Annotated in this window: 25 protein-coding genes; 16 read left to right on the top strand and 9 right to left on the bottom strand. The window is 70.2% G+C overall.

Translation table 11 applies throughout. The features are described 5' to 3' along the window. The first annotated feature begins 69 nt into the window (after window positions 1-69). Together AXK61_RS22915 and AXK61_RS22910 are read left to right on the top strand one after the other, a co-directional pair. Entirely contained in the window at window positions 70-1,497 is a 1,428-nt protein-coding gene (locus AXK61_RS22915) for a sigma 54-interacting transcriptional regulator (RefSeq protein ID WP_068575306.1), read from the top strand. Further along, entirely contained in the window at window positions 1,487-3,541 is a 2,055-nt protein-coding gene (locus tag AXK61_RS22910; RefSeq protein WP_068747086.1) for a VWA domain-containing protein, read from the top strand. The genes AXK61_RS22915 and AXK61_RS22910 overlap by 11 nt, the downstream gene beginning before the upstream one ends. Here AXK61_RS22910 and AXK61_RS22905 read toward each other — a convergent pair whose 3' ends face one another. The 7 genes from AXK61_RS22905 to rpmB form a co-directional block, all read right to left on the bottom strand. Further along, on the bottom strand, window positions 3,542-4,144 hold the full coding sequence (locus AXK61_RS22905) for a DUF1707 SHOCT-like domain-containing protein (protein WP_068574786.1): 603 nt from the start codon (window positions 4,142-4,144) through the stop codon (window positions 3,542-3,544). It abuts the gene before it with no gap. A gap of 104 nt (window positions 4,145-4,248) precedes the next feature. Continuing rightward, on the bottom strand, window positions 4,249-5,241 hold the full coding sequence (locus AXK61_RS25550; RefSeq protein ID WP_068574788.1) for a hypothetical protein: 993 nt from the start codon (window positions 5,239-5,241) through the stop codon (window positions 4,249-4,251). 138 nt (window positions 5,242-5,379) lie between these two features. Beyond that, window positions 5,380-6,318 carry an AEC family transporter gene (locus AXK61_RS22895; protein ID WP_068747085.1) on the bottom strand — a complete coding sequence of 313 codons (939 nt, stop codon included), beginning with the start codon at window positions 6,316-6,318 and terminating at the stop codon, window positions 5,380-5,382. A gap of 528 nt (window positions 6,319-6,846) precedes the next feature. Beyond that, window positions 6,847-7,074: a 30S ribosomal protein S18 gene (gene rpsR / locus AXK61_RS22890; RefSeq protein WP_068747084.1), complete on the bottom strand. Its 228-nt coding sequence runs from the start codon at window positions 7,072-7,074 to the stop codon at window positions 6,847-6,849. Continuing rightward, window positions 7,074-7,379, bottom strand: coding sequence for a 30S ribosomal protein S14 (rpsN, locus tag AXK61_RS22885; RefSeq protein WP_068574794.1), 306 nt, complete (start codon window positions 7,377-7,379; stop codon window positions 7,074-7,076). The genes rpsR and rpsN overlap by 1 nt, the downstream gene beginning before the upstream one ends. Then, complete coding sequence (rpmG, locus tag AXK61_RS22880) at window positions 7,379-7,543, bottom strand: 50S ribosomal protein L33 (protein WP_068574796.1); 165 nt, start codon at window positions 7,541-7,543, stop codon at window positions 7,379-7,381. The genes rpsN and rpmG overlap by 1 nt, the downstream gene beginning before the upstream one ends. Next, window positions 7,543-7,779, bottom strand: coding sequence for a 50S ribosomal protein L28 (rpmB, locus tag AXK61_RS22875; RefSeq protein WP_068747083.1), 237 nt, complete (start codon window positions 7,777-7,779; stop codon window positions 7,543-7,545). Before rpmB ends, rpmG begins: the two co-directional genes overlap by 1 nt. 55 nt (window positions 7,780-7,834) lie before the next feature. Between rpmB and mrf the strand changes: the two genes are divergently transcribed. The 4 genes from mrf (at window position 7,835) to AXK61_RS22855 (ending at window position 10,291) form a co-directional block, all read left to right on the top strand. Next, window positions 7,835-9,046, top strand: coding sequence for a ribosome hibernation factor-recruiting GTPase MRF (gene mrf / locus AXK61_RS22870; RefSeq protein WP_156485810.1), 1,212 nt, complete (start codon window positions 7,835-7,837; stop codon window positions 9,044-9,046). Next, entirely contained in the window at window positions 9,043-9,306 is a 264-nt protein-coding gene (locus AXK61_RS22865; RefSeq protein WP_068574801.1) for a type B 50S ribosomal protein L31, read from the top strand. The genes mrf and AXK61_RS22865 overlap by 4 nt, the downstream gene beginning before the upstream one ends. Window positions 9,307-9,383: 77 nt before the next feature. Beyond that, a complete protein-coding gene (rpmF, locus tag AXK61_RS22860; RefSeq protein WP_013127873.1) occupies window positions 9,384-9,557 on the top strand; it encodes a 50S ribosomal protein L32 in 174 nt (57 codons plus the stop codon). Window positions 9,558-9,637: 80 nt separating this feature from the next. Then, window positions 9,638-10,291, top strand: coding sequence for a trimeric intracellular cation channel family protein (locus tag AXK61_RS22855; RefSeq protein WP_068574803.1), 654 nt, complete (start codon window positions 9,638-9,640; stop codon window positions 10,289-10,291). A gap of 41 nt (window positions 10,292-10,332) precedes the next feature. Here the strand turns inward: AXK61_RS22855 and AXK61_RS22850 are convergent, their stop codons facing one another. Beyond that, on the bottom strand, window positions 10,333-11,352 hold the full coding sequence (locus AXK61_RS22850; protein WP_139058088.1) for a GGDEF domain-containing protein: 1,020 nt from the start codon (window positions 11,350-11,352) through the stop codon (window positions 10,333-10,335). A 42-nt stretch (window positions 11,353-11,394) separates the two neighbouring features. Further along, on the bottom strand, window positions 11,395-12,456 hold the full coding sequence (locus tag AXK61_RS22845) for a GGDEF domain-containing protein (protein ID WP_156485796.1): 1,062 nt from the start codon (window positions 12,454-12,456) through the stop codon (window positions 11,395-11,397). A gap of 129 nt (window positions 12,457-12,585) precedes the next feature. Between AXK61_RS22845 and AXK61_RS22840 the strand changes: the two genes are divergently transcribed. The 10 genes from AXK61_RS22840 (at window position 12,586) to AXK61_RS22795 (ending at window position 22,223) form a co-directional block, all read left to right on the top strand. Further along, entirely contained in the window at window positions 12,586-13,272 is a 687-nt protein-coding gene (locus tag AXK61_RS22840; RefSeq protein ID WP_068574809.1) for a response regulator transcription factor, read from the top strand. A gap of 91 nt (window positions 13,273-13,363) precedes the next feature. Next, window positions 13,364-14,809 (top strand): HAMP domain-containing sensor histidine kinase, encoded by a 1,446-nt coding sequence (locus tag AXK61_RS22835; protein ID WP_068747080.1) that lies wholly within the window; start codon window positions 13,364-13,366, stop codon window positions 14,807-14,809. A 68-nt stretch (window positions 14,810-14,877) separates the two neighbouring features. Beyond that, entirely contained in the window at window positions 14,878-16,158 is a 1,281-nt protein-coding gene (locus tag AXK61_RS22830; RefSeq protein WP_068747079.1) for a S1C family serine protease, read from the top strand. Between the two features lie 14 nt (window positions 16,159-16,172). Beyond that, on the top strand, window positions 16,173-16,745 hold the full coding sequence (locus tag AXK61_RS22825; RefSeq protein ID WP_156485795.1) for a MogA/MoaB family molybdenum cofactor biosynthesis protein: 573 nt from the start codon (window positions 16,173-16,175) through the stop codon (window positions 16,743-16,745). After that, window positions 16,742-16,966, top strand: coding sequence for a hypothetical protein (locus AXK61_RS22820; protein ID WP_068747078.1), 225 nt, complete (start codon window positions 16,742-16,744; stop codon window positions 16,964-16,966). Before AXK61_RS22825 ends, AXK61_RS22820 begins: the two co-directional genes overlap by 4 nt. Before the next feature lie 450 nt (window positions 16,967-17,416). Then, the gene (locus AXK61_RS22815; protein WP_082789508.1) at window positions 17,417-18,073 is read left to right on the top strand and encodes an MspA family porin; all 657 of its coding nucleotides are present in this window, start codon (window positions 17,417-17,419) and stop codon (window positions 18,071-18,073) included. A gap of 69 nt (window positions 18,074-18,142) precedes the next feature. Further along, window positions 18,143-18,841 carry an MspA family porin gene (locus AXK61_RS22810; protein ID WP_068747076.1) on the top strand — a complete coding sequence of 233 codons (699 nt, stop codon included), beginning with the start codon at window positions 18,143-18,145 and terminating at the stop codon, window positions 18,839-18,841. Between the two features lie 156 nt (window positions 18,842-18,997). Further along, complete coding sequence (locus tag AXK61_RS22805; protein WP_068747075.1) at window positions 18,998-20,476, top strand: hypothetical protein; 1,479 nt, start codon at window positions 18,998-19,000, stop codon at window positions 20,474-20,476. Window positions 20,477-20,815: 339 nt separating this feature from the next. Beyond that, window positions 20,816-21,445: an MspA family porin gene (locus tag AXK61_RS22800; RefSeq protein WP_068747074.1), complete on the top strand. Its 630-nt coding sequence runs from the start codon at window positions 20,816-20,818 to the stop codon at window positions 21,443-21,445. A 70-nt stretch (window positions 21,446-21,515) separates the two neighbouring features. After that, window positions 21,516-22,223: an MspA family porin gene (locus AXK61_RS22795; RefSeq protein ID WP_082789507.1), complete on the top strand. Its 708-nt coding sequence runs from the start codon at window positions 21,516-21,518 to the stop codon at window positions 22,221-22,223. Window positions 22,224-22,321 lie beyond the last annotated feature (98 nt).

Raw genomic sequence — 22,321 nt, 5'->3', positions numbered from 1 at the left:
CGTATTCCCGATTTCGCTGCGGGCGTAGACCCTGGGGCGGCGCGGGTCGACCGGCGTAGCGTGGACGGCGTGACTTCCGCACGCTCCGATGCACGCACCGATCGCCGCTCCGACGTCCCCACCGAGCTTCCCGGCACGGTCGGCGAACTCAGGGCCTCCGGCCACGTCTACCGCGGGATCAAGGACGAGCTCCGCAACAATCTGCTCACCGCCCTCCGGGCCGACACGAACCCCTGGGACGGCATCCAGGGCTTCGATGACACCGTCGTCCCGCAGCTCGAGCGGGCCCTGCTGGCCGGCCACGACGTGGTGCTGCTCGGCGAACGCGGCCAGGGCAAGACGCGCCTGATCCGCACCATCGTCGGCCTACTCGACGAGTGGACCCCCGTGATCGACGGAGCCGAGCTCGGCGAGCACCCGTACCACCCGATCACCCCGGCCTCGATCCGCCGCGCACAGGAACTGGGCGACGATCTGCCCGTCGCGTGGAAGCACCGCGAGGAGCGCTACTCGGAGAAGCTGGCCACGCCGGACACCTCCGTCGGCGATCTGGTTGGCGACGTGGACCCCGTCAAGGTGGCGCAGGGCCGCAGCCTGGGCGATCCCGAGACCATCCACTTCGGCCTCATCCCGCGGGCGCATCGCGGCATCGTCGCCGTCAACGAGCTGCCCGACCTGGCCGAGCGCATCCAGGTGGCGATGCTCAATGTCATGGAGGAGCGCGACATCCAGGTGCGCGGCTACACGCTGCGCCTGCCGCTCGACGTACTGCTCCTGGCGTCGGCGAACCCCGAGGACTACACCAACCGCGGCCGCATCATCACGCCGCTCAAGGACCGCTTCGGCGCCGAGATCCGCACGCACTACCCGCTCGACCTCGAGGATGAGGTCGCGGTCATCGAGCAGGAGGCCGACGTGGTCGCCTCCGTGCCGCAGTACCTCACCGAGGTGCTGGCGCGGTTCACCCGCGAGCTGCGCGAGTCGCCCGCCGTCGACCAGCGGTCCGGCGTGTCCGCCCGGTTCGCCATCGCGGCGCAGGAGACCATCGCCGCCGCGGCGCTGCACCGCGCGGCCGTCGGCGGCGAGGAGCTGTCGGTGGCGCGCCCCGTCGACCTGCTGACGGTGCCGGACGTACTGCGCGGCAAGGTGGAGTTCGAGGCGGGGGAGGAGGGGCGCGAGATCGCGACCCTGGTGCACCTGCTGCGCCGCGCCACCGCCGCGACCATCGGCGAGTACCTGCTGGGCGTCGATCTGGGCCCGCTCGTGGAGGCCATCGAGGCCGGCGGGCCGATCGTCACCGGCGACGACGTGACCGCCGCGGCGCTGCTCGCGAACCTGCCGGAGGTGCCGGTGCTCGCGGAGGTCTACCGACGGCTCGAGGCCGAGTCGCCCGGGGAGCGTGCCGCGGCAGCGGAATTCGCGCTCGAGGGGCTGTACCTCGCGCGGCGCATCGGCAAGGAGTCCGACGACGAGGGGCAGACCGTCTATGGCGGATAGTTCGTCTCGGGGAGGGCGGAGCCCACGTCGGGACAAGGGCACGCGGCGCGGGCATCTGGCCCGCTACCGCCGGTACACCGGCGGGCCGGATCCGCTGGCGCCGCCGGTCGATCTGCGAGACGCACTCGACGAGATCGGTCGCGACGTGATGAACGGCGTCTCGCCGCGGCGCGCGCTGCAGGAGTACCTGCGGCGCGGCGGCGAGAACCGGCGCGGGCTGGACAAGCTGGCCGAGCTCGCGAACCGCCGCAAGCAGGATCTGTTGCAGCGCAACAATCTCGGCAAGACCTTCGAGGACGTCCAGAAGCTGCTCGACGAGGCCGTGCTCGCCGAGCGCAAGGAGCTCGCGCGGGCGCTGGACGACGATGCCCGGTTCCAGGAGATGCGGTTGGGCGACCTGCCGCCGTCGGCGGCGCAGGCCGTGCGCGAACTGGGGGACTACCGGTGGCGCTCGCCCGAGGCGGCGCAGAAGTTCGAGCAGATCCGCGATCTGTTGGGGCGGGAGCTGCTCGATCAGCGGTTCGCGGGGATCAAGCAGGCCCTCGAGGGCGCGACCGACGAGGACCGCGCCGCGATCCAGAAGATGCTCGACGACCTGAACACGCTGCTGGACAAGCACAACGCCGGCGAGGCCACGCAGGACGACTTCGACGACTTCATGGCCGAGCACGGCCAGTACTTCCCCGAGAACCCGCGCAACATCGACGAGCTCATCGACGCGCTGGCGCAGCGGTCGGCGGCGGCGCAGCGGCTGTACAACAGCCTCACACCGGAGCAGCGGGCCGAGCTCGACGAGCTGTCGCAGGCCGCCTTCGGCTCGCCGCAGCTCTCGCAGGCGTTGAACGATCTCACGGGCAAGCTCATGGACGCGCGCCCCGGCGAGGACTGGTTCGGTAGCCAGGAGTTCGAGGGATCCGAGGGCATGGGTCTGGGGGACGCGACGCAGGCGATGCAGGACATCGCCGACTTGGAATCCCTGGCGGATCAGCTGAACCAGCAGTACAACGGTGCATCGCTCGACGACATCGACCTCGAGGCGCTGCAGCGGCAGCTCGGCGACGAGGCAGTGGCCGACGCGCGCACTCTCGCCGACCTGGAGAAGGCGCTCCGCGACCAGGGTTACTTCTCCCGCAACGCCGACGGCTCGCTCCGCCTCTCGCCCAAGGCGATCCGGCAACTCGGCCAGTCGATCCTGCGGGACGTGGCGCACCGTCTGACCTCGCGGGGAGGGGAGCGGAACACCGCCCGCACCGGGGCGACGGGTGAGGCCACCGGCGCGAGCCGGGAATGGCGGTTCGGCGACACCGAGCCGTGGGACGCGACCCGCACCGTGCTCAACGGGGTGCTGCGGCAGGCCGGTGAGGGACGTTCCGGCGCAGTGCAGTTGGACGCCCGCGACATCGAGGTCACCGAGACCGAGGCCCGCAGCCACGCGGCGGTCGCGCTGCTCGTGGACACCAGTTTCTCCATGGTGATGGAGGGCCGCTGGCTGCCGATGAAGCGCACGGCTCTGGCGCTGCACCAGCTGATCTCGACACGCTTCCGCGGAGACGACCTGGCGCTCATCGGATTCGGCCGCTACGCGCGCACGCTCAGCGTGGGGGAGTTGACCGGGCTCGACGGCGCCTACGAACAGGGCACGAACCTGCACCACGCACTCCAGTTGGCGCAGCAGCACTTCCGTGCCCATCCGAACGCGCAGCCGGTGCTGCTCGTGGTCACCGACGGTGAGCCGACCGCGCACCTGGAGCGGAACGGCAGGAGAGGAGTCGGGGGGGACTCGGGGGGCGGAGCCCCCCGAGGGGAGGCCTTCTTCGACTACCCGCCGCACCCGCGGACCGTCGCGATGACGGTGCGCGGCCTGGACGCCGTTGCCGCGCAAGGCGCGCAGATCACCGTCTTCCAGCTCGGCGACGACCCCGGGCTCACCCGCTTCCTCACCGCGGTGGTGCGGCGCGTGGGTGGGCGGCTCGTCTCGCCGGACCTCGACGGCCTGGGCGCCGCCGTGGTCAGTGACTACCTGGGCAGCCGCAAGCGGGGATAGCTACTTGATCTTCACCTCGACCCCGCCCCAGAAGGCGAAGCCCTTCACGGTGATCCGGGGACCGGTGGGGTCACCGGTCTGCGGGTTCTTGTGCTCGAAAGCGCCCATGATCCCGACGCCCTCGACGTGCACGTTGGCGCCCTTGGGCAGGATGATCTCGACGCCGCCCATGACGGCGTAGACGTTCAGGGTCACATCGCCCACGAGGAAGGTGGCCTCGCGCAGGTCCAGGTTCACACCACCCCAGAACGCGGTGGCGGTGTGCTCGGGTCCCACGGCGATCGGCCCGCGCACCCGTGTTCCGGACATGACGGCCCACTTGTTCTCGCTCATGCGCGGCACTCCCGCGGGCGCGACCGACGGTGCGCGGTACGCGGGAGCCGCCATCGACGACGGTGCCTGCACGGCCGGAAGGTCGACGACCAACCGGTCGAGGTCCGCGAACGTGCGGGCCTGCACGGCGTTGTGCGACCGCTCCTCGTACTCGGGCAGCGTGATCTGGCCGAGGCCGAGGGCCTCGGAGAGCATCTCCACCACACGGTTGCGGTCGTGATCCGATGCCCGCAGGACGTCGCGGCGCAGGGGTTCGAGCTCGTCGGACATAGCCTCGACTCTAGGCGAAGCGGGTGGGTCCCCGCTGCCGACAGCGAGCCGGCCTCCCCGCTGCAGAGCGGGGAGGCCGGATCGTCGAGGGTGGGGGCGCCGCGTCAGAGCAGGCGGCCGACCACCGGGAGGCGCTTGAGGAGCAGCGCGATGCCGGTGGGCTGATTCTTCTTCGGCGCGGGCTTGTCGGCCTTGGCCACGTCCTTCGACGGTGCCTTCGTCTCCGGCTTGGTCTCGGCCTTGGTGGCCTTGGCCTTCGGGGCGGCCTTCGCGTCGGCCTTGGGGGCGGCCGCGGGCTTCGCCGACTTCGCGTCGATGGAGGCGGGAGCCTTGCCCTTCGACGCGGCGTCCTTCTGCGCGGCGATCGGGGTGATCTTGGCCTCCGAGGCCTTGACCGGTGCCTTCTTGGCGGCAGGCTTGCTCGCCGCAGGCTTCGCCGCAGCGGTCTTCGCGGGGGTGGACTTCGCAGCCGCGGGCTTGGCGGCGGTGCTCTTCGCAGCCGCGGTCTTGGCCGGCGCCTTCGTGGCCGCGGCGGCCTTCGTGGCGGCAGTGGTCTTGGCCGGGGCCTTCTTGGCGGCGGTGCTCTTCGCCGCGGCCGGCTTGGTGGCGGTCTTGGCAGCGGCCGGCTTCGCAGCCGCGGCGGGCTTCGCGGGGGCAGCGGCCTTGGCGGGCGCGGCGGCGGCACCGTCGAGCCCCAGCACGGACCAGGCGTCCTCCCAGGCGGCCACGGCGTCGGCGGTGACGACGAGGTTGGTGTTCGCGGTCAGGGTCTTGCCCGGGTTCTTGCCCTCGTAGCCGGCGGCGAGCTTGCCGACGTGCGCGGCGTAGTCGGCGGCCGAGACGATGGCGATCGGCGCACCGTCGGACAGGTCGACGAGCGCCCACGCGGTGACGGGCGCCTTGGCGACGGCCTCACCCTTGCGGGCCTGCCAGGTGTCGCCGGTGGTGGCCTTGACGCGAAGCGTCTCGGTGCGGCCGGCTGCGGTCACGGTGACGAGCACGGTGCTCCCCTTCGTGGCGACCTCTGCCTTGCCCCCGCGGGCCTGAACGGCAGAGACGAACACCTCGACGGCGCGCTGAGCGGCGGTCTGAGCCATGGGTCTCTCCTGAGTGTGTGGTCGCGGCGCGCCGTACAGCGCACCGCTCGTGGTCTTATTAACCCACGAGTAAGATGTCGAACCCAAGCCGAAACGGGCGTCACAGGCGTAATGTGACCGGGTCGTTCGTCACATCCGTCAGGTGAGAAGAGCCGCGATCAGCATGATCGCCGGTATCGACAGCATGGTCGTGATAAGGCCGGAATCCCGTGCCAGGATCACGCCGCGGTTGTATCGCAGGCCGTAGACCAGCACGTTCTGCGCGGTCGGGAGGGCTGCGGTCACCGTCTGTGCGAACAGGGCGTGCCCCGTCTGACCGAACAGGAAGCGCGCCATCGCCCATGCGAGCACGGGCATTGCGATCATCTTGAGCGCGGTCGCCAGCGCGATGTCGCGGCGGGGCGCCTCGCCCTTCTGCAGCACCCGGACCCCGCCCAGCGACAGCCCGAAGACGATCAGCGCCATCGGCACCGACGCGTCGCCGAGCAGCTTGACGGGGCTCATCAGCCATTCCGGGGGATGCCACCGCGCGAGCGAGATCACGAGGCCGATCAGGGCGCCGACCACGATCGGATTGAGCAGGGGGGTGGCGACGGTGCGCCAGATCGGCTGGGTCTTGTCGGGACTGTCCCGGAACTCGGCGATGTCGAGCATGGTCAGCGCGATCGTCGAGTAGATCAGGATCTGGAAGAGCAGCAGCGGAGCCACGTACGAGGTGTCGTGCAGCACGAACACCGCGATCGGGATGCCCAGGTTCGACGAGTTGACGTAGCTGGCCGCGAGCGCGCCGATCGTGGCGTCGCCCATCGGCCGGCGTCGGAACACCCGCACGATCACGTAGTAGATCGCGCCGATCGCCAGTGCCGACCCCGCGCTCACCCACAGCCGCGAACTGAACAGCACCGTCACGTCGGTGGTGGCCAGCGCGTGCAGCAGCAGGGCCGGGGTGAGCAGGTAGAACACCAGGAGCGAGAGCTGCTTCTCGGGCTCCTCGCCCAGGACGCCGACCCGGCCGACCAGCCAGCCCGCCGCGATGATGATCGCGATCACGGCGAAGCCGGCCAGCACGGAGGTCACGAGCGGGAAGGGTACGCGACCGAAGTATCGCCGCGTTTCGCCCCGGGAGGGGTTCATGCCGACTGCGATGTCTCACCGCGATGTGCGGCGACTCTCGGATTCCGTCCGTGTCGGCCGCGCGCCCGCCGCTGGTCGGCGGCGCTGCGTCGGCCGCGCCACGGGCGGCCGGACGCCGCGTGGGGGACGGCGGCGCGGCGTGGGGGACGGTCGCCCCTCATGGGAAGCCGGTCGTGCGGCGGGGGAGCGGCCGTGGCGCGGGGGAGGTCGCCGCCGCGTGGGGGACGACGGCGCGGTGCGGGGGACGACGGGTGCGGTGCGGGGCGACGGGCGGCGCTCGCCCACTGTCCGCGGCCCGCGCTGTCCGATCCGGGCAGAATCCGAGAGCCGCCCCGCCGGCACTCTCTGACGCCGGACGCCCCGACCTCCGGCGCCCTGACCTCCGGCGCCCCCCGCGCCTCAACCCCCGAGCCGGCGCATCGTCGACCCCGCGCCGGCGCGCCCGAACCTCCGTTCGCGCATCGTGACGTGCTACCTCGTCGAGTACGGCAGCAACGCCATCTCCCGGGCGTTCTTCACCGCCAGCGCGAGCCGCTTCTGGTCCTGCGGCGACAGCCGGGTCACGGCGCGGGAGCGCAACTTGCCGCGGTCGTTGAGGAAAGTCCGCAGGTACGTGACGTTCTTGTAGTCGAGGGCACCGTCGGGCACGCGGACGAGGCCGCGGCGCGTGGCCGGGGTGCGCACGGGCCTGCGTGCCATCACCAGCTCGACTTCCGGACGCCGGGCAGCTGACCGTCGTGCGCCATCTGCCGGACCCGGACGCGGGACAGGCCGAACTTGCGCAGATGCCCGCGGGGCCGGCCGTCGGCGGCGTCGCGGTTGCGCACGCGCGTGGCCGACCCGTCGCGGGGCAGCTTCGCGAGCGCGCTCACGGCCGCCGCGCGGTCGTGAGCCGAGGTCGACGGGTGCGCGATGACCCGCTTGAGCTCGGCGCGGCGCGCGGCCCAGCGCGCGACCAGAACCTTCCGCCGTTCGTTCGCGGCGATCTTCGCGACGCTCGCCATCAGCGCTCCTCGCGGAAGTCGACGTGCTGCCGGACCACCGGGTCGAACTTGCGCAGCACCATGCGGTCGGGGTCGTTGCGACGGTTCTTCCGGGTCACGTACGTGTACCCGGTGCCGGCGGTGGACCTGAGTTTGATGATCGGTCGGATCTCGTTACGGGCCATTACAGCTTCTCCCCTCGGGACAGGATGTCGGCGACCACGGCGTCGATGCCGCGGCGATCGATGGTCTTGATGCCCTTCGTGGACACCCGGAGCGTGACCGAGCGCCCGAGCGAGGGCACGTAGTAGCGGCGGCGCTGGATGTTCGGGTCCCAGCGGCGGTTCGTGCGCACGTGACTGTGCGAGACCCGCTTGCCGAAGCCGGGCGCGCGGCCCGTGACCTGGCAGTGTGCGGACATGGTCCTCCTTCTTGCGAATGGTTGTCGATAATGTAACGTACTAGAAATGGGAATCATTTCCAACAGAACTCCGGTCCTGCTCCTCACCGGCTTCGGCGGGCAGGAGCGCGCCCTCGAGCTGGCCGAACCCGGCACCGTCGTCGTGCATCACGATCTGTCGGGCCTCCGCGAGGGGATGGTCGTCCGGTCGGAGTCCACCGTCCGGCCCGACGGCACCGCCGAGGAGCGCGTCGCTCTGCTCGAGCTCGCCCACGGCTGCGTCTCGTGCACCCTGCGCGAGGACCTGCTGCCGCTGCTGCGTGCGCTGCATCGCCGGGCCGGGACGCGGCGGATCGTCGTCCGGCTCGATCCCACCCTCGAGGCCGACGCGCTGCGGCACGCGATCGAGCACGTCGTCGTCGAGATGGTCGGCAGTGTGTCCGCGCCCGCGGCCCGCGATGTCGAGGTGGTCGGGACGATCGGCTTCGTCGACGGCGCGACCTGGCTCGACGACGCCCTCGGTGAGCAGGACCTCGGCGAGCGGTACGCCGTGCCGGACGACGACGAGCGCACCGTCGCCCAGTTGGCCGTGGGTCACGCGCAGAACGCGGACCTGCTGGTGGTGACCGGCGACAGCCCCGACCCCGCCCGCCTCCGGGCCGTGCTGCGCCGCCTCGCGCCCGGTGCTCCGATCGCCCGCGAGCGGGTGCCGCTGACAGGCCTGCTCCCGCGGCTGGGGGCCCCGCGGGCACCGATCGAGCCCTTCGGTCCGCTGCTGCCCGGCTGTCCGCCCCTGGAACCCGACGGCGACGTCCGCCTGATCGAGTTCAGCGCCCGCCGGCCGCTGCACCCCGGCCGGTTCCACGAGGCCATCGACGTGCTGCTCGACGGGGTCGTTCACGCGCGGGGGCGGATGTGGCTCGCCACCCGTCCCGACGATGCCTTCTGGCTGGAGTCCGCCGGGGCGGGGCTGCGCGTCGGCGCGGCGGGCCCGTGGCTCGCCGCGGGCGGCCAGGGGAGTCCCGACCGCTGGGCGATGGCGTCCGCCGGCTGGGATGAGGCCTACGGGGACCGTCGGACCGACCTGGTGGTGCTGGTCGCCGGGGCCGACCCCGTGCGCGTCGCCGAGACGCTGCGCTGGGCCGAGCTGACCCCCGCCGAATTCGCCGCCGGGCCCGGCGAGTGGGCGCTCTGGCACGACCCGTTCGGCGCGATGCACGCCGACCCGTGCGAGGACCTGGCCGCCGACCCGGCGGCCGGGACACGAGAAGACGAGGAGATGTCATGAAGCAAGGAATCCACCCGGAGTACCGCCCCGTCGCGTTCCAGGACGCGTCGACGGGGAAGGTCTTCGTCACCCGGAGTACGGCGACGTCGGCGCGGACCGTCGAGGTCGAGGGGGAGACCTATCCGCTGATCGTCGTGGACGTCACCAGCGACTCGCACCCGCTGTGGACGGGCAAGCAGCGGCTGGTCGACACGGCCGGACGCGTGCAGAAGTTCGAGGAGAAGTACGCGCGTTTTGGCGGGCGGGCTGTTCGGCGGTAGACTTCTGTGCTTGTGACGTTGGAAGCCTTCCGGGCTCGCGTCGAGAGCTTTTTTCGTCAAGACCGATAGGAAGAATCATGGCTGTACCGAAGCGCCGTATGTCGCGGGCGAACACGCATGCTCGCCGCTCGCAGTGGAAGGCGAACAACCCCGAGCTGCAGGCCGTGCAGGTCGGCGGCCGCACCCACCTGGTTCCGCGTCGCCTCGTGCGCGCCGCGAAGCTGGGCCTGGTCGATCTCGACCGCCGCTAAGAACTGATCTTTCCCCAAGAGCGGGTCGGCCTGGTGCCGGCCCGCTCTTGAGGTGTATGCAAGCTCGTTAGGGGGGTTCCGTGCTGCTGGCGGTGCTGAACTACGCGGGCATCGCGGTGTTCGCGGCGTCCGGCGCGCTGATCGGCGTCCGCAAGCGGCTCGACCTGTTCGGCGTCTGGACGCTGGCCGCGCTCACCGGCGTGGGCGGCGGCGTGGCGCGCGACGTCCTGCTCGGCATCCACCCGCCCGCGTCCTTCCAGGGCTGGGAGAACCTCACCACGGCCACGATCGCGGCCGCCTTCGTCTTCGTCTTCCACCCGCAGTTCGGGCGGCTCAAGCTGTCGGTGGTCGTGCTCGACGCGATCGGCATGGGCGTGTTCTCCGCCGCCGGCGCGCTGACGGCCCTGCACCACGACGCGTCGCCCTTCGCCGCCGCGCTCATCGGCATCACCGCCGCGCTCGGTGGCGGCGTGCTGCGCGACATCCTCGTCAACGAGGTGCCGCTGCTCATCCAGGAGCGCGATCTCTACGCCATCCCCGCGCTCACCGGCGCCGGCGCGACGGTGCTCGCCTCGTACTGGGGCGCCACCGACGCGCGGTCGCTCGTGGTCGGCGCCGTGCTGGCCACGGGTTTCCGGCTCCTCGCCCTGTGGCAGGGGTGGAGCGTGCCCCTCGCGCCGGAGAACGTCGCGCACCGCTTCTACCGCGGGTGCCGCCGGATGCTCCGGCGCTGACGGTCCGGTGTCTCCGGGCCGCCGGGTGGCGCGGCTCCCGCTCAGGCGGTCCGACGGTCCGCCGCCCGCTTGGCCCGGTACATGGCGGCGTCGGCGGAGGCGAGGAGCGCGTCGAGGCCGGCGGCGCCGTCGGCGATCCCGTGGGCGAGGCCCAGACTCGCGCGGACGGGCACCCCGTCGAACGTGCCGCGGATACCGGCCTCGAGGTCGGGGAGACGGCCGGCGACCACGGCGAACTCGTCGCCGCCGAGGCGGGCGACCAGGGCACTGGGCCCGGCCGCGGCACGCAGTCCACGAGCGACGTGGCGCAGGACCTCGTCGCCCGCGGGGTGGCCGTGGGTGTCGTTGAGCCGCTTGAACCCGTCCAGGTCGAGGACGGCCACCGTCATGGCCCCCGACCAGCCGCGGCACGCGTGACCGAGGCCCCGGCGGTTGAGCAGTCCCGTGAGATCGTCGAGCCGCGCGAGATGCTCTGCACGTTCGGCGGTGAGCCCGAACCGGCGGATGCCGCCGTCGATGACGAGTGCGGTGGCGGCGTTGATGACGACAACGGTGACCGAGCCCGCCGCGAGCAGCGGGATCGACGAGTCGTGGTGGATCAGGGCCATCGCGATAACCACGCCGAGGCCGACGACACCGATCGCACTCTGCAGCGCCATCGCGACCCGCCCGTGGAACCCGTAGGCGTAGCCGCTCACCGCGACGAGCCAGGTGAGTTTGAGGAACCCGACCTCCGAGTCGGTCACGACGAAGAGGCCGACGATGATCACGACGTCGCAGTACGCGAGGAAACCGAGCGACTGGGCGTATCGCATCCGCGGCGTCCGATGCAGGAACCAGGCCCAGCCGACGGCGGGCACGGCCAGCGCGACACACAGCGCCGGGATCGTCGACCGGCCGCTGAGTGCTAGCAGGATCGCGGTGACGGCGATTCCGGCGACGCAGAGCGCCGCGAGGTTCACCGCTACGCGATGCAGCCCCACCCGTCTCAGGACGTCGTACTTGTCGGCGTGGACGCTCGCGCCGCTGTCGAACACGGCTCGGATCCCGGCGCTGGACATGGTGGCCACGCTAGCGCAAAGCTTCAGGATTGAAGAATCTGTTCACGAGGCGATCCAGCGTCCACCTGCGTGTTTCGCGGCGTACATCGCGGCGTCGGCGGCGGCGAGGAGCCGCTCGAGGGCGGCGGCGCTGTCGGCGACGCCGTGTGCCACGCCGACACTTGCGTGGACCGGGGTGCCGTCGGCGGGGTCGAACAGCCGCTCGCCGAGGTCGGTGGGCACGTGGTCGGTGACGACCGCGAATTCGTCGCCGCCGAGGCGGGCGACGAGGGCATTGGCACCGCAGATCGTCTGGAGCCGACGCGCGGCCAGGAGCAGTACTTCGTCGCCGGTGGCGTGGCCGTGCGCGTCGTTGATCCGCTTGAAGTGGTCGAGGTCGATCATCGCGACGGCGACGGTGCCGGGTCGGTTGCCCGCCACGGCGGTGAGCCCGCGCCGATTGAGGAGTCCGGTCAGTTCGTCGAGCCGCGACAGGCGCTCCGAGGTCAGGGCGAACCGGCCGAGCCGCTCCTTGCCCGCGAAGGTCAGGAAGGACAGTTGCGCGGCGCAGGCGACGGTGCCGAGGCTGATCGCGAGGACCACGGGGCGGACGTCGTCGAACCGGGCGGCGGCGGTCGCGGTGATGATCATGCACAGGACGATCACGACGTACTGGATCGCGACGGCGACGCGGCCGTGCCAGGTGTAGGCGAAGCACACCGTCGCGAGCATCCAGATGGTCTCCAGCAGCGCGACGAGGGTCGACGGCGCTGCGTGCAGCGCGATGAGAAGGCCGGCGTTGCTGAACGCGATGTAAGCGAGCGATCCGTGATAGGTCAGCGGGCGACCGGTCGCGAACCGCGCGCCCCAGAGGAACCCCAGCGCGGAGGCGAACAGGCTCGGGATCGCGGCGGGGGACCAGTCGTCGATCGCGAGCAGCGCCACGCCGCCCCATCCGGCGAAGGAACACAGGGCGGAGAGCAATGCCGCTGGGCGTTCCATGCCGAGGGTGCAGATCAGCGCCAGGTTCTCGGCGTGGACCCGCGCGCCGTCGCGATGGATGCGCAGCAGCGCACCGACGGGCACGCCGGCGCGGCGACGGGCGAATCCAGGGGCTACGGACACGATTCGAGTGTATGTCGGTGCATCGGCCGTGCACCAAATTGTCGAAGCCGTTGTCCAGAATTACCGGAGCCGCACATCACTGCCGCCTCTTCAGCGAATTCCTAGCCGCGTTGGGTAAGACTGGTAACCATGCGAATTCTGGTGGTCGACGACGACCGCGCGGTGCGGGAGTCCCTGCGGCGCTCACTGACCTTCAACGGGTACCAGGTGGACACGGCCGTGGACGGCCAGGACGCCCTCGATCACATCGCGGGCAACCGCCCCGATGCGGTGGTGCTCGACTTGAACATGCCCCGGCTCGACGGCCTCGAGGTGTGCCGTCGCCTGCGCAGCGCCGGCGACGACCTGCCGATCCTCGTGCTCACCGCGCGTGACGCGGTGAGCGACCGGGTCAGCGGGCTGGACGCGGGCGCCGACGACTACCTGCCCAAGCCCTTCGCGCTCGAGGAACTCCTCGCCCGCATGCGGGCGCTGCTGCGCCGCGCCACGCCGGACGCGGGCGCGGACAACGAGGTGTTCGCGTTCGAGGACCTGAGCCTCGACCCGGCGACCCGCGAGGTCTCCCGCGGCGAGCGCTCCATCAGCCTCACGCGGACGGAGTTCAGCCTGCTCGAGATGCTCATGGGCAACCCGCGCCGGGTGCTGACCCGCAGCCGGATCCTCGAGGAGGTGTGGGGTTACGACTTCCCGACCTCGGGCAACGCGCTGGAGGTGTACGTCGGGTACCTGCGCCGCAAGACCGAGGCCGATGGCGAGAGCCGGCTGATCCACACCGTGCGGGGCGTCGGGTACGTCCTGCGCGAGACCCCGCCGTGACGCCTGGGGGCGCGCCGTGACGGGGCGCATCCCGACGGTGTCCGGACCCCTGCCCCGGCACGCCCGGCCGGAGGTCCGGGACAAGCGCCCCATGCGCGACCCGAACCCGGTCACCCGCAACGTCAGCTTCCGCTGGCGGGTGACGCTGCTGGCCGCGGTGGTCGTGGGTATCACCGTCGCACTCATGGCGGCGTCGGCGTTCTTCGTGGTCAAACGGGCCATGTACGCGGACGTCGACAACCGGCTGCACCAGCAGGTGGACTCGGTGGCGCCGGCGATGAGCTCGCCGGTCACGCAGTTCACCACCGTGATGATGATGCTCATGTTCCGTCCGGACATGTCCGTCAACCGCACGATGGTCGTCTATCCCGACGGGACGCCGTACCACTCCGGGCCGTCCGGGCAGGTCCCGATCGGCGACGACGAGCGCGCCGTGATCTCGGGCAAGCTCGAGCAGTCGCTGCGCTCGGTGGGCGACACCCGCGTCATGGCCCGGCGGCTGGACAACGGCGTGACGATCATCGTCGCCGAGGACCTGACACCCACGAAGAACCTGCTCAGCGAGCTGGGGACGGTGCTCATCGTGGTCGGCGCGTGCGGCGTGATCCTCGCGGCGATCGCCGGCACCGCGGTCGCCCGCGGCGGGCTCAGGCCGGTCCAGCGGCTCACCGAGGCCGCGGAGCGCGTCGCCCGCACCGACGACCTGACGCCGATCCCCGTGACGGGCCGCGACGAGCTGGCGCGGCTGAGCATCAGCTTCAACACGATGCTGCAGGCCCTCGCCGAGTCGCGCGACCGCCAGGCCCGCCTCGTCGCCGACGCCGGTCACGAGCTGCGCACGCCCCTGACCAGCCTGCGCACCAACGTCGAGCTGCTCATCGCCACGCGCCGCCCCGGCGCTCCGCCGATCCCGGAGGAGGATCTGCAGGAGCTCTCCGACGACGTGCTCGCGCAGGTCGAGGAGCTGACCACGCTGGTCGGCGACCTCGTCGACCTGGCGCGGGAGGACGCCCCCGAGGCCGTCAACGAGGAGATCGACCTCGAGGAGGTCCTCGCGAAGGCGGTCGAGCGGGTGGAACGCCGCCGCCCGACGGTGCGCTTCGAGGTCTCCAGCGCGCCCTGGTTCGTGTACGGCGACAACGGCGGGCTCGGTCGCGCCGTGGTCAACGTGCTCGACAACGCCGCGAAATTCTCGCCCGACGGTGCCGTGGTGCGCGTCGAGCTGTCCGAGATCGGCGTGGACCGGGCGGCGCTCACCGTCGCCGACAGCGGCCCCGGCATCCCGGAGGAGGACCGCGAGCTGGTCTTCGAGCGGTTCTACCGGTCGATGGCGAGCCGATCGATGCCCGGCTCGGGCTTGGGCCTGGCGATCGTCAAGCAGGTGATCGAGCGGCACGGCGGCAGCGTCTCGGTCGGTTCGGCCGACGGTGGCGGTGCCCTGGTCCGGTTCGAGATCCCCGGCAGCCCGGTGGCGGGCGGACGGGCCCCGCAGATCGTGCATCGGGAACCCCGCATGCGGCTGCTGCGGGGTAAGTGACAATCTGCTCACAGCGACCTCACAGACGACGACTGCAGTCTTGGCGTGAGACACGAAGGAGGGGCTCCATGACCGAGGGTCCGCAGAATCCCTATCAGCAGGGGCAGCAGCCGGGACAGCCCGCGCAGCAGCCGGGCCAGGCCGGGCAGTACCGGCCCACCCAGCAGTACTCGAACCCGTACGCGGCCGGACAGGGCGGCGCACCGTCGGGCTACCCGGCGCCGGGCGGGGTGCAGACGGTGCCCCCGGCCCCGTCGGGCCCGCCCAGGGGTGGGCCGAAGCTGGGCGCGCTCGTGGCGCTGGGCGTGGCGATCGCGCTGGTCGCGTCGCTGCTGTCGGTGACCGGGGCGTACCTGGTGTGGGGCAAGGACTCCTCGAGCACGACGACGACCGTGTCCGGGGGAGCGGCGCCGCCGGTCGTCAAGGGGTCGGTGCAGGAGGTGGCGCAGAACGTGCTGCCCGCCGTCGTGTCGATCGACAATCAGGCCGGGTCCTCGGAATCCTCGGGCTCGGGCGTGGTGATCACCGCGGACGGCAAGATCGTCACGAACAACCACGTGATCGCGGGGAACGGCAAGCTCACCGTGTCCTTCTCGGACGGCACCGTGAGCAATGCGGCCGTGGTCGGCGCGGATCCGGTGACCGACCTCGCGGTGATCCAGACGGACAAGCGCGGCCTCAAGCCCCTGGCCTTCGCGGACAGCGGCAAGCTGACCGTGGGCCAGGAGGTCGTGGCCGTGGGCGCGCCGCTGGGGCTCGCGGGCACGGTGACCAGCGGCATCGTCTCGGCTCTCAATCGTCCGGTGGCCACCAGCGGCCGCGACTCGGATCAGGCCACCGTCGTCAATTCGGTGCAGACGGACGCGGCGATCAACCCCGGTAACTCCGGTGGTGCGCTCGTGGACATGGCGGGGCAGCTCGTCGGCATCAACTCGTCGATCGCGACGCTCGGATCGTCCCGGTCCACGGGGCAGCAGAGCGGCAGCATCGGTCTGGGCTTCGCGATCCCGGCGAACCTGGTGCAGCGGATCAGCAAGGAGCTGATGGACTCGGGGAAGGCCTCGCACGCCGCGGTGGGCGTGACGGTGGATCCGCGGCAGACCTCGGTCACTCGGCCCGGCGCCCTGGTCGCGGAGGTGTCGGCGACGGGGGCGTTCGGTCGCGCGGGCATCCCCAAGGGCGCGTTGGTGACGAAGATCGACGACGTGCAGATCACCGACGGCTACGGATTGATCGGGGCCGTGCGCTCGTACCCGCCGGGGGCTACCGTGACGATCACGTACCTCGACAGCCCGAGCAGTACGAGTCCGGTGTCCAAGCAGGTGACGCTCGATAAGTTGGACAAATGATGCGAGGAGTGGACATGACCGCAGCGGATTGGCCGGAGGACGAGGTGCTCGACGTGCCCGTTCTGGACGAAGCGGCGCTCGACGGGGCCGGGGTGATCGGCCGCGCGCTCGTGGTGGTCGTCGACGACCATGTGCAGCCGGGTGTCCCGAACGCCGGCAAGTCGGTCGGTTCGCTGGTGACCGAGCTGCTCGAGGAGGCCGGTTTCGAGGTCGACGCCGTGGTCGTGGTCCCCGCCGAGGAGGTGGACGTGCGCAACGCGCTCAACACCGCGGTGATCGGCGGCGTGGACCTGGCGGTGACGATCGGCGGCGTGGGCGTGGGCGCCCGCGACGTGACGCCGGAGGCCACCGAGGACATCCTCGACAAGAAGCTGCCCGGCATCTGCGAGGCGCTGCGTTCGTCGGGTCTTGCTGCCGGCGCCACCGACGCGGGGCTCTCGCGCGGTCTGGCCGGCGTGTCCGGCAGCACCGTGGTGGTGAACCTCGCGAGCTCGCGCGCCGCGATCCGCGACGGCATGGCCACGCTCACCCCGCTGGCCACCCACGTGATCCGGCACATCGCCGGTGGGGACGACCAGGCCCGGTGACCGAGGGCGCCGACAGCCGGTCCGGCGAGAGCGGGCCCCGGAAGTACTCCGCGCGCGACATCGCGCGGATCTTCGGGGACGTTCTGCCCGCACAGACCAAGGACGACGTGTCCGACGATGCCGCATCCCGTTCGGGTGCGGCATCGCCCGTTTCCCAGTCCGACGGTGACCCGACCGAGCGGTGGTACCGCGAGAACCGTCCGCCGCACCACGGGGGCTGACCCGCCCGACCGCTTCGCGCTCCGAACCACGTAAGGTTTTGCATTAGCGCTGGTAGTGTGACTAAGGACACAGGCTTCAGATTTACGTTCAGGTTACAGGTCTGGGTTGCCTGAGTGAACTCTCAGAGTGTGCAATGACGCCTGAATTGCGGGTCGGGCCAGGTTACCGGTGAGTATGTCCTAAGAAGTCCTGGTCCAGACGACGTTCGGCAATCGCTATTTGAAATTACAAGTTTCGAAAGTCGGGATTCATAAAGGTTCAAACCGTTGCGACGTCGCGAAACCTGAGGATATGCTGCGCGGGAACCGAAGGTCGACGAAGATCTCCGGGGAAACGACAGTGGTCACGTGCTGAGACGACGCACGGGATTCGGTAGGCGGCTGGGTGAGCTGCTACGCCGGCGCTCCTGATCGGAGCGTCACTCCACAGATTCCTGGTGAGGGGAACGAATGAGCAAGATGAGCAAGGTCGCAGCGCGCGCAGGCGTCGTCGCGGTCGCGGTGGCAGCTGCTGCCTCTGTCGCAGCGGGTTCGGCGAACGCAGGGCCCCTGCCCGGCGGTCAGAAGACCGTTGCGGCGCCTGCGGGCTGGTCCGTGGTCCTGAAGTCGAGCCGCAACTCCTTCAACATTCAGCCGTCTATGGCGACTGCGCAGTCGCGGAGCGTGTGGGTCACGTCGACCGGCACGTTGGAGCTCAAGGCGCCGGCGGACGCGAAGGACATCCAGGGCAAGCTGGGCGTCGGCATCGTGTCCGGATGCCAGTTCCCGGGCCAGATCAATGGCGGCATCGATGTCGCGGGCCCCTCCGCCAGCGTCGGAACGAGCGTCGGCGGTGCGCTCGGTAGCGTCTCGCCGAGTCTCAACATTCCGCTTGCGCCGGGCCAGACCTCCAGTGTGACGGGCTTTGGTCAGTCTGATCAGCCGGGCAACATCGATGTGATCAAGTTCTCGAAGCCCGGCACGTACAACGTCGTCGTGTCGAACCAGAACGTCGACTACGCCTTCTGCTCGGGCTACGCGCAGGCGCGCGTGGTGACCTGGGTCGAGATCAAGGGCAGCAACCGCGTGCAGGGCTTCCTGTACGGCGCGCCCTTCTCCATGGGCTAAATCGGACCTTCTGACCCCCTGACTCTCTTGCTCACCCTTCGGGGTGGCGACATCATCGAAGGATCATTCATGAAGAAGCTCGCACTGCGCGGCGCCGCCGTGGCGGCCGTCGCGGGCGTTGCGCTGGGTGCCGTGTCCACCGGCACGGCCAACGCCGACACGTTCCTCAATCTCGACAACCCGACGCTCACTCAGAAGCTGGGTGACGGCTCCGTCACCATCTCGCTGACGGGCCACCACGCCATTCTCTCTCCCGGCATGGTCGCGCTCCCCACCACGCGCAACGCTTGGGTCTCCGGCACCGTCTCGGTGAAGGTGAACGGCAAGGCCAGCGGCGGAACCATCCAGGCCGGCTACGTCGTCGGCTGCCAGATCCAGGTCGGCAACGCTGGCGTCAAGATCAGCGGCAAGGTCGATCCGGGCGTCGGTCTGGACAGCTCGAAGGGCTTCACGATGAACCCGACGGCGACCGCCAGCACGGGTGCCAGCCTGAGCCTGGGTGCGGGTCAGGTGGGCGTTCAGAACCTCACCTTCGACCGCAAGAAGTTCCCGAGCCCCGGTGACGAGATCAAGCCGAACTGGTCGGTCCCCAGCAACAGCTACTCGTTCAGTAAGGACAAGGGCTCGCTGTCCTTCCAGGACCAGACCATTGGTGTCGATAACTGCGGCGGCTACGCGCAGGCCAAGTTCTACGCGCTGATCAACGCGCAGGTAGGCAACTCCGAGGGCAACGTGATCCTCTGGGGCAAGCCCTTCACCCTGGGCTGATAGGCCTACAGGCCGCGAAGGCGGTGTCCGATCCGGGCACCGCCTTCGTTGTCTCCACAGAATGGTACGAACGTACAAATCGGACACGGCGCCGCCGATACGTACGGATAATTCCGGTGCCCCACATGATCGTCCTGTCCTCAGGGAGCTGAAGAAGTGAATCGCAAGGCAACCTCCATCGCCGCGCTCGCCGCGGCCGCGGCCATCGCCGCCGTCCCCGTGTCCGGCGCTACCGCCGCTACATCCACTCCCGCGGTCGTCGCGGCCTCGCTTCCGGCCTCCGCGCCGGCCGCGAGCCCCGCCGCGGTGCTCAAGAACGTCGCCGCGTCCTCTGTTGTTGGCGCCCCCGCGTCCTCGGCCGTACCCCAGGGCGGTATCGCGCCGATCGTCGTCGTGACGGACGCTGCAGTGCAGGGTGCGCAGTCCGCCACGGTTCCGGCCGCGGCCGCTTCCGCGACCGGTGTGCCGATCAGCATCCCGGCTCTGCCGTCCGCGGTCACCGACATCCTCAACACCGCAGGCCTGCCGTTGGCGGGCGTGTGGCAGGTCGTCCAGGTCGCGCAGGGTGTCTACACCATCTGGTACAAGATGCTGACCTCCGTGCCGAACGCCATTCTGACCGGCCAGTGGGGCAGTGTGCCGTCGCTGTTCACCAAGGCGATCAATGATTCGCTCACCTGGGTCACGACGGGTACGGGGCCGAAGGCACCGGCGACCGCACTCTCTTCGTCGTCCACCTCGTCGGCCGCCGCGTTGCCCACCCTGACCGTTCCCAGCGTCGTGACCGATGCGCTGAACGTCGCCGCCATCCCGGTCTCTGCGGCGTGGGGTGCGGTGCAGGTCTTCCAGACGGTCTACTCCGCCGGCTACGGTCTGCTGACCTCGGTTCCGAATGCCATCCTGACCGGCCAGTGGGGGAGTGTTCCCAAGCTCATCACCGACGCGATCAACAAGTCGGTCGATGCTGTCGTGAGCTACCCGACCACCCAGCTCGCCTCCGCCTCGTCGGCGATCACCAAGCTGATCGCCGACCTGACACCGGCAGGCGCGGTCGCGACTACGGGCCCGGCAGTGCCGTCCACCGGCTCCGCGCCGCTGACCACGTCATCGACCACGTCGGGTGTCGACTCGAAGGCGATCACCGCGACTGCGCTGGACCTCCCGCAGACCGGCTCTGACGTGTCGAACGCTGCGGCCGCGAAGGTGCGCACAGGCGTTGCGCCGCCCGTGGTGGATGCGGCCGCCCCCTTCGCGCCGACCTCGGCGCCGACCGCGCAGGCCACGGCGGCGGTCGCCCCGGCCGCCCCGAGTGCTCCGTCCGTGCCGTCGGTGCAGACGCCTGAGCCTGAGGTCACGCCGACGGAGAACGCGACGCACAACGTGCCCGAGTCCAGCGCGCCCGCGGCCTCGGCTCCGGCCGCGTCTGCTCCCGAGGCATCCGGTGCTGCTGCCACTGCACCGTCCGCGTCCGCTCCCGCCGCCGCTGCGCCGGCTGAGGCCGCACCGGCCGCCCCCGCGGCCTCGGCTCCTGCGGCCTCGGCCTCCGGTGCGGACAGCGCGCCGGAGGCGTCAAGTTCGGGATCTTCGTCGAGCTCGTCCGGGTCGTCTGGGTCGTCTGGGTCGTCCGACAAGTAGTCGAATCGTCGGCCGAACGCGGCCGCCAGGAACAGCGCACGCCCCCCGGGGCGTGCGCTTTTTCGTGTTGTCAGGGCGGCCGTAGGCACGCGAGACCGCTCGCGATGTGTGACCTTCCCCATAATGCGGACCGCCTTGTGCAGGTCGAGGCGGTGTGTGTGCCCCGCATGCACAGTCGGACATAAGGACCAATAAGGTCATGTTAAGGTTTGGCTGACCTAAAGATGGATAGGGTGTCCTTGCTAACCTAGGTGGCACTCGAAGTCTGAAGGGGTCCGAGGGCGAGCGCTCCGGAAACGATCTTCGGTGAGGTGAGAGTTGCAGAACGCTGGATGGAAGTTGGGCGCGGTCGCGGTGGTGGTGGCCGCTGTCGCGTCGATGGGAATGGGCACGTCGAACGCCGGTCCGCTGCCGAGTGGGCAGAAGGTCGTGGCGGCGCCGGCCGGATGGTCCGTTGTTCTGAAGTCGACGGGGAATTCCGCGGCGATCCAGCCGACGATGGCGACGCCGCAATCGCGCTCCGCGTGGGTGACGACGACCGGTTCGGTCGAGGTGAAAGCGCCCGCCGATGCCAAGGACATTCAGGGGAAGCTCGGCGTGGGCTTGGTGACCGGATGTCAGTTCCCCGGGCAGATCGGCGGCGGTGTCGAAGTCACCGGGCCGAGTGCGGGTGCCTCCAGCAAGGGGTTGACCGGGTCGCTCGGTGGTGTGTCGCCGAGTCTGAGTATCCCGCTGTCGCCCGGTGCGACGTCGAGTGTCACCGGCTTCGGACAGTCCGATCAGCCGAGCGCGATCGACTCCATCAAGTTCGCGAAGTCGGGCACCTACGAGGTGACAATCAAGGACCAGAACGTCGATATCGCCTTCTGCTCCGGCTACGCGCAGTCGCGGTTGGTGACGTGGGTGGAGATCAAGGGCAGCAACCGCATTCAGGGATTCCTCTACGGCGCGCCGTTCTCCCTCGGCTGAGTCGCCGCTGAGCCTCGGTCGTATCTCATCGCGCTGTCGCGCGAAACCCGAACCACGAAGGATGAATTCAATGAATCGCACTGTTCTCCGCGGCACCGCCGCGCTCGCTGTTGCCGGAATCGCCATGGGCGCTGGCCAATCCGGTGCGGCGTACGCCGACACCGTGCTCAACCTCGGAACCGCGAGTGTCTCCCAGAAGGTGGGCGGCGCGACGGTGACTATCAGCATCTCCAACCATTCAGGTCGGCTCTCGCCAGGGATGGTCTCGCTGCCGACCACTCGCAATGCGTGGGTCTCCGGAGTCGTCTCCGCGAAGATCGACGGCGAGAAGGCTTCTGGCGGATCGATCATGGCCGGGTACGTCGTGGGTTGTCAGGTCGATGTGGGCGCCGCTTCGGTGAAGCTCTCCGGTGGCGTGGACTCCGGCGTCGGTTACGACAGCTCTGCGGACAGCCCGTTCTCGTTCACCCCCAAGGCGACCGCGTCGACCGGCGGATCGCTCTCACTCAAGGCTGGCTCGGTCGGCACCCAGATGCTCACGTACGACCGCTCGAAGTGGCCCGCGCCCGGCGACGAGATCACGCCGAAGTTCGCCGAGCCCGGCAGCAGCTTCAAGTTCGCCGGGAAGTCCGGCTCGCTCGCGTACAGCGACCAGACGATCGGCGTCGACGGGTGTGCGGGCTACGCCCAGGCCAAGTTCTTCGCGAAGGTGAAGGCTTTGGTCGGCAATTCCGAGGGCACGGTTCTGTTGTGGGGTAAGCCCTTCAGTCTCGGCTGAGTCGCCGCGTGGGCGAGGGGCGGCGGTAGTGCCCTCGTTTCGTGTTACCAGCTGTTACATGCGTGTTCCAGAGCGTGTTCGACGGGGATTCACCTGGT

Source organism: Tsukamurella pseudospumae, from assembly GCF_001575205.1.
GTDB lineage: Bacteria > Actinomycetota > Actinomycetes > Mycobacteriales > Mycobacteriaceae > Tsukamurella > Tsukamurella pseudospumae.
The sequence above is the reverse complement of the archived record's forward strand: the minus strand, read 5'-3'. Positions and strand labels throughout refer to the sequence as shown.

Excerpts from the sequence above, each read along its gene's own strand:
- AXK61_RS22910 (WP_068747086.1), top strand. The coding sequence starts at position 1,487 with ATGGCGGATAGTTCGTCTCGGGGAGGGCGGAGCCCACGTCGGGACAAG.
- AXK61_RS22905 (WP_068574786.1), bottom strand. The coding sequence starts at position 4,144 with ATGTCCGACGAGCTCGAACCCCTGCGCCGCGACGTCCTGCGGGCATCG.
- AXK61_RS25550 (WP_068574788.1), bottom strand. The coding sequence starts at position 5,241 with ATGGCTCAGACCGCCGCTCAGCGCGCCGTCGAGGTGTTCGTCTCTGCC.
- rpsR (WP_068747084.1), bottom strand. The coding sequence starts at position 7,074 with ATGGCACGCAGGCCCGTGCGCACCCCGGCCACGCGCCGCGGCCTCGTC.
- rpsN (WP_068574794.1), bottom strand. The coding sequence starts at position 7,379 with ATGGCGAGCGTCGCGAAGATCGCCGCGAACGAACGGCGGAAGGTTCTG.
- rpmG (WP_068574796.1), bottom strand. The coding sequence starts at position 7,543 with ATGGCCCGTAACGAGATCCGACCGATCATCAAACTCAGGTCCACCGCC.
- rpmB (WP_068747083.1), bottom strand. The coding sequence starts at position 7,779 with ATGTCCGCACACTGCCAGGTCACGGGCCGCGCGCCCGGCTTCGGCAAG.
- AXK61_RS22865 (WP_068574801.1), top strand. The coding sequence starts at position 9,043 with ATGAAGCAAGGAATCCACCCGGAGTACCGCCCCGTCGCGTTCCAGGAC.
- rpmF (WP_013127873.1), top strand. The coding sequence starts at position 9,384 with ATGGCTGTACCGAAGCGCCGTATGTCGCGGGCGAACACGCATGCTCGC.
- AXK61_RS22850 (WP_139058088.1), bottom strand. The coding sequence starts at position 11,352 with ATGTCCAGCGCCGGGATCCGAGCCGTGTTCGACAGCGGCGCGAGCGTC.
- AXK61_RS22840 (WP_068574809.1), top strand. The coding sequence starts at position 12,586 with ATGCGAATTCTGGTGGTCGACGACGACCGCGCGGTGCGGGAGTCCCTG.
- AXK61_RS22835 (WP_068747080.1), top strand. The coding sequence starts at position 13,364 with ATGCGCGACCCGAACCCGGTCACCCGCAACGTCAGCTTCCGCTGGCGG.
- AXK61_RS22830 (WP_068747079.1), top strand. The coding sequence starts at position 14,878 with ATGACCGAGGGTCCGCAGAATCCCTATCAGCAGGGGCAGCAGCCGGGA.
- AXK61_RS22825 (WP_156485795.1), top strand. The coding sequence starts at position 16,173 with ATGACCGCAGCGGATTGGCCGGAGGACGAGGTGCTCGACGTGCCCGTT.
- AXK61_RS22815 (WP_082789508.1), top strand. The coding sequence starts at position 17,417 with ATGAGCAAGATGAGCAAGGTCGCAGCGCGCGCAGGCGTCGTCGCGGTC.
- AXK61_RS22810 (WP_068747076.1), top strand. The coding sequence starts at position 18,143 with ATGAAGAAGCTCGCACTGCGCGGCGCCGCCGTGGCGGCCGTCGCGGGC.
- AXK61_RS22795 (WP_082789507.1), top strand. The coding sequence starts at position 21,516 with ATGAATCGCACTGTTCTCCGCGGCACCGCCGCGCTCGCTGTTGCCGGA.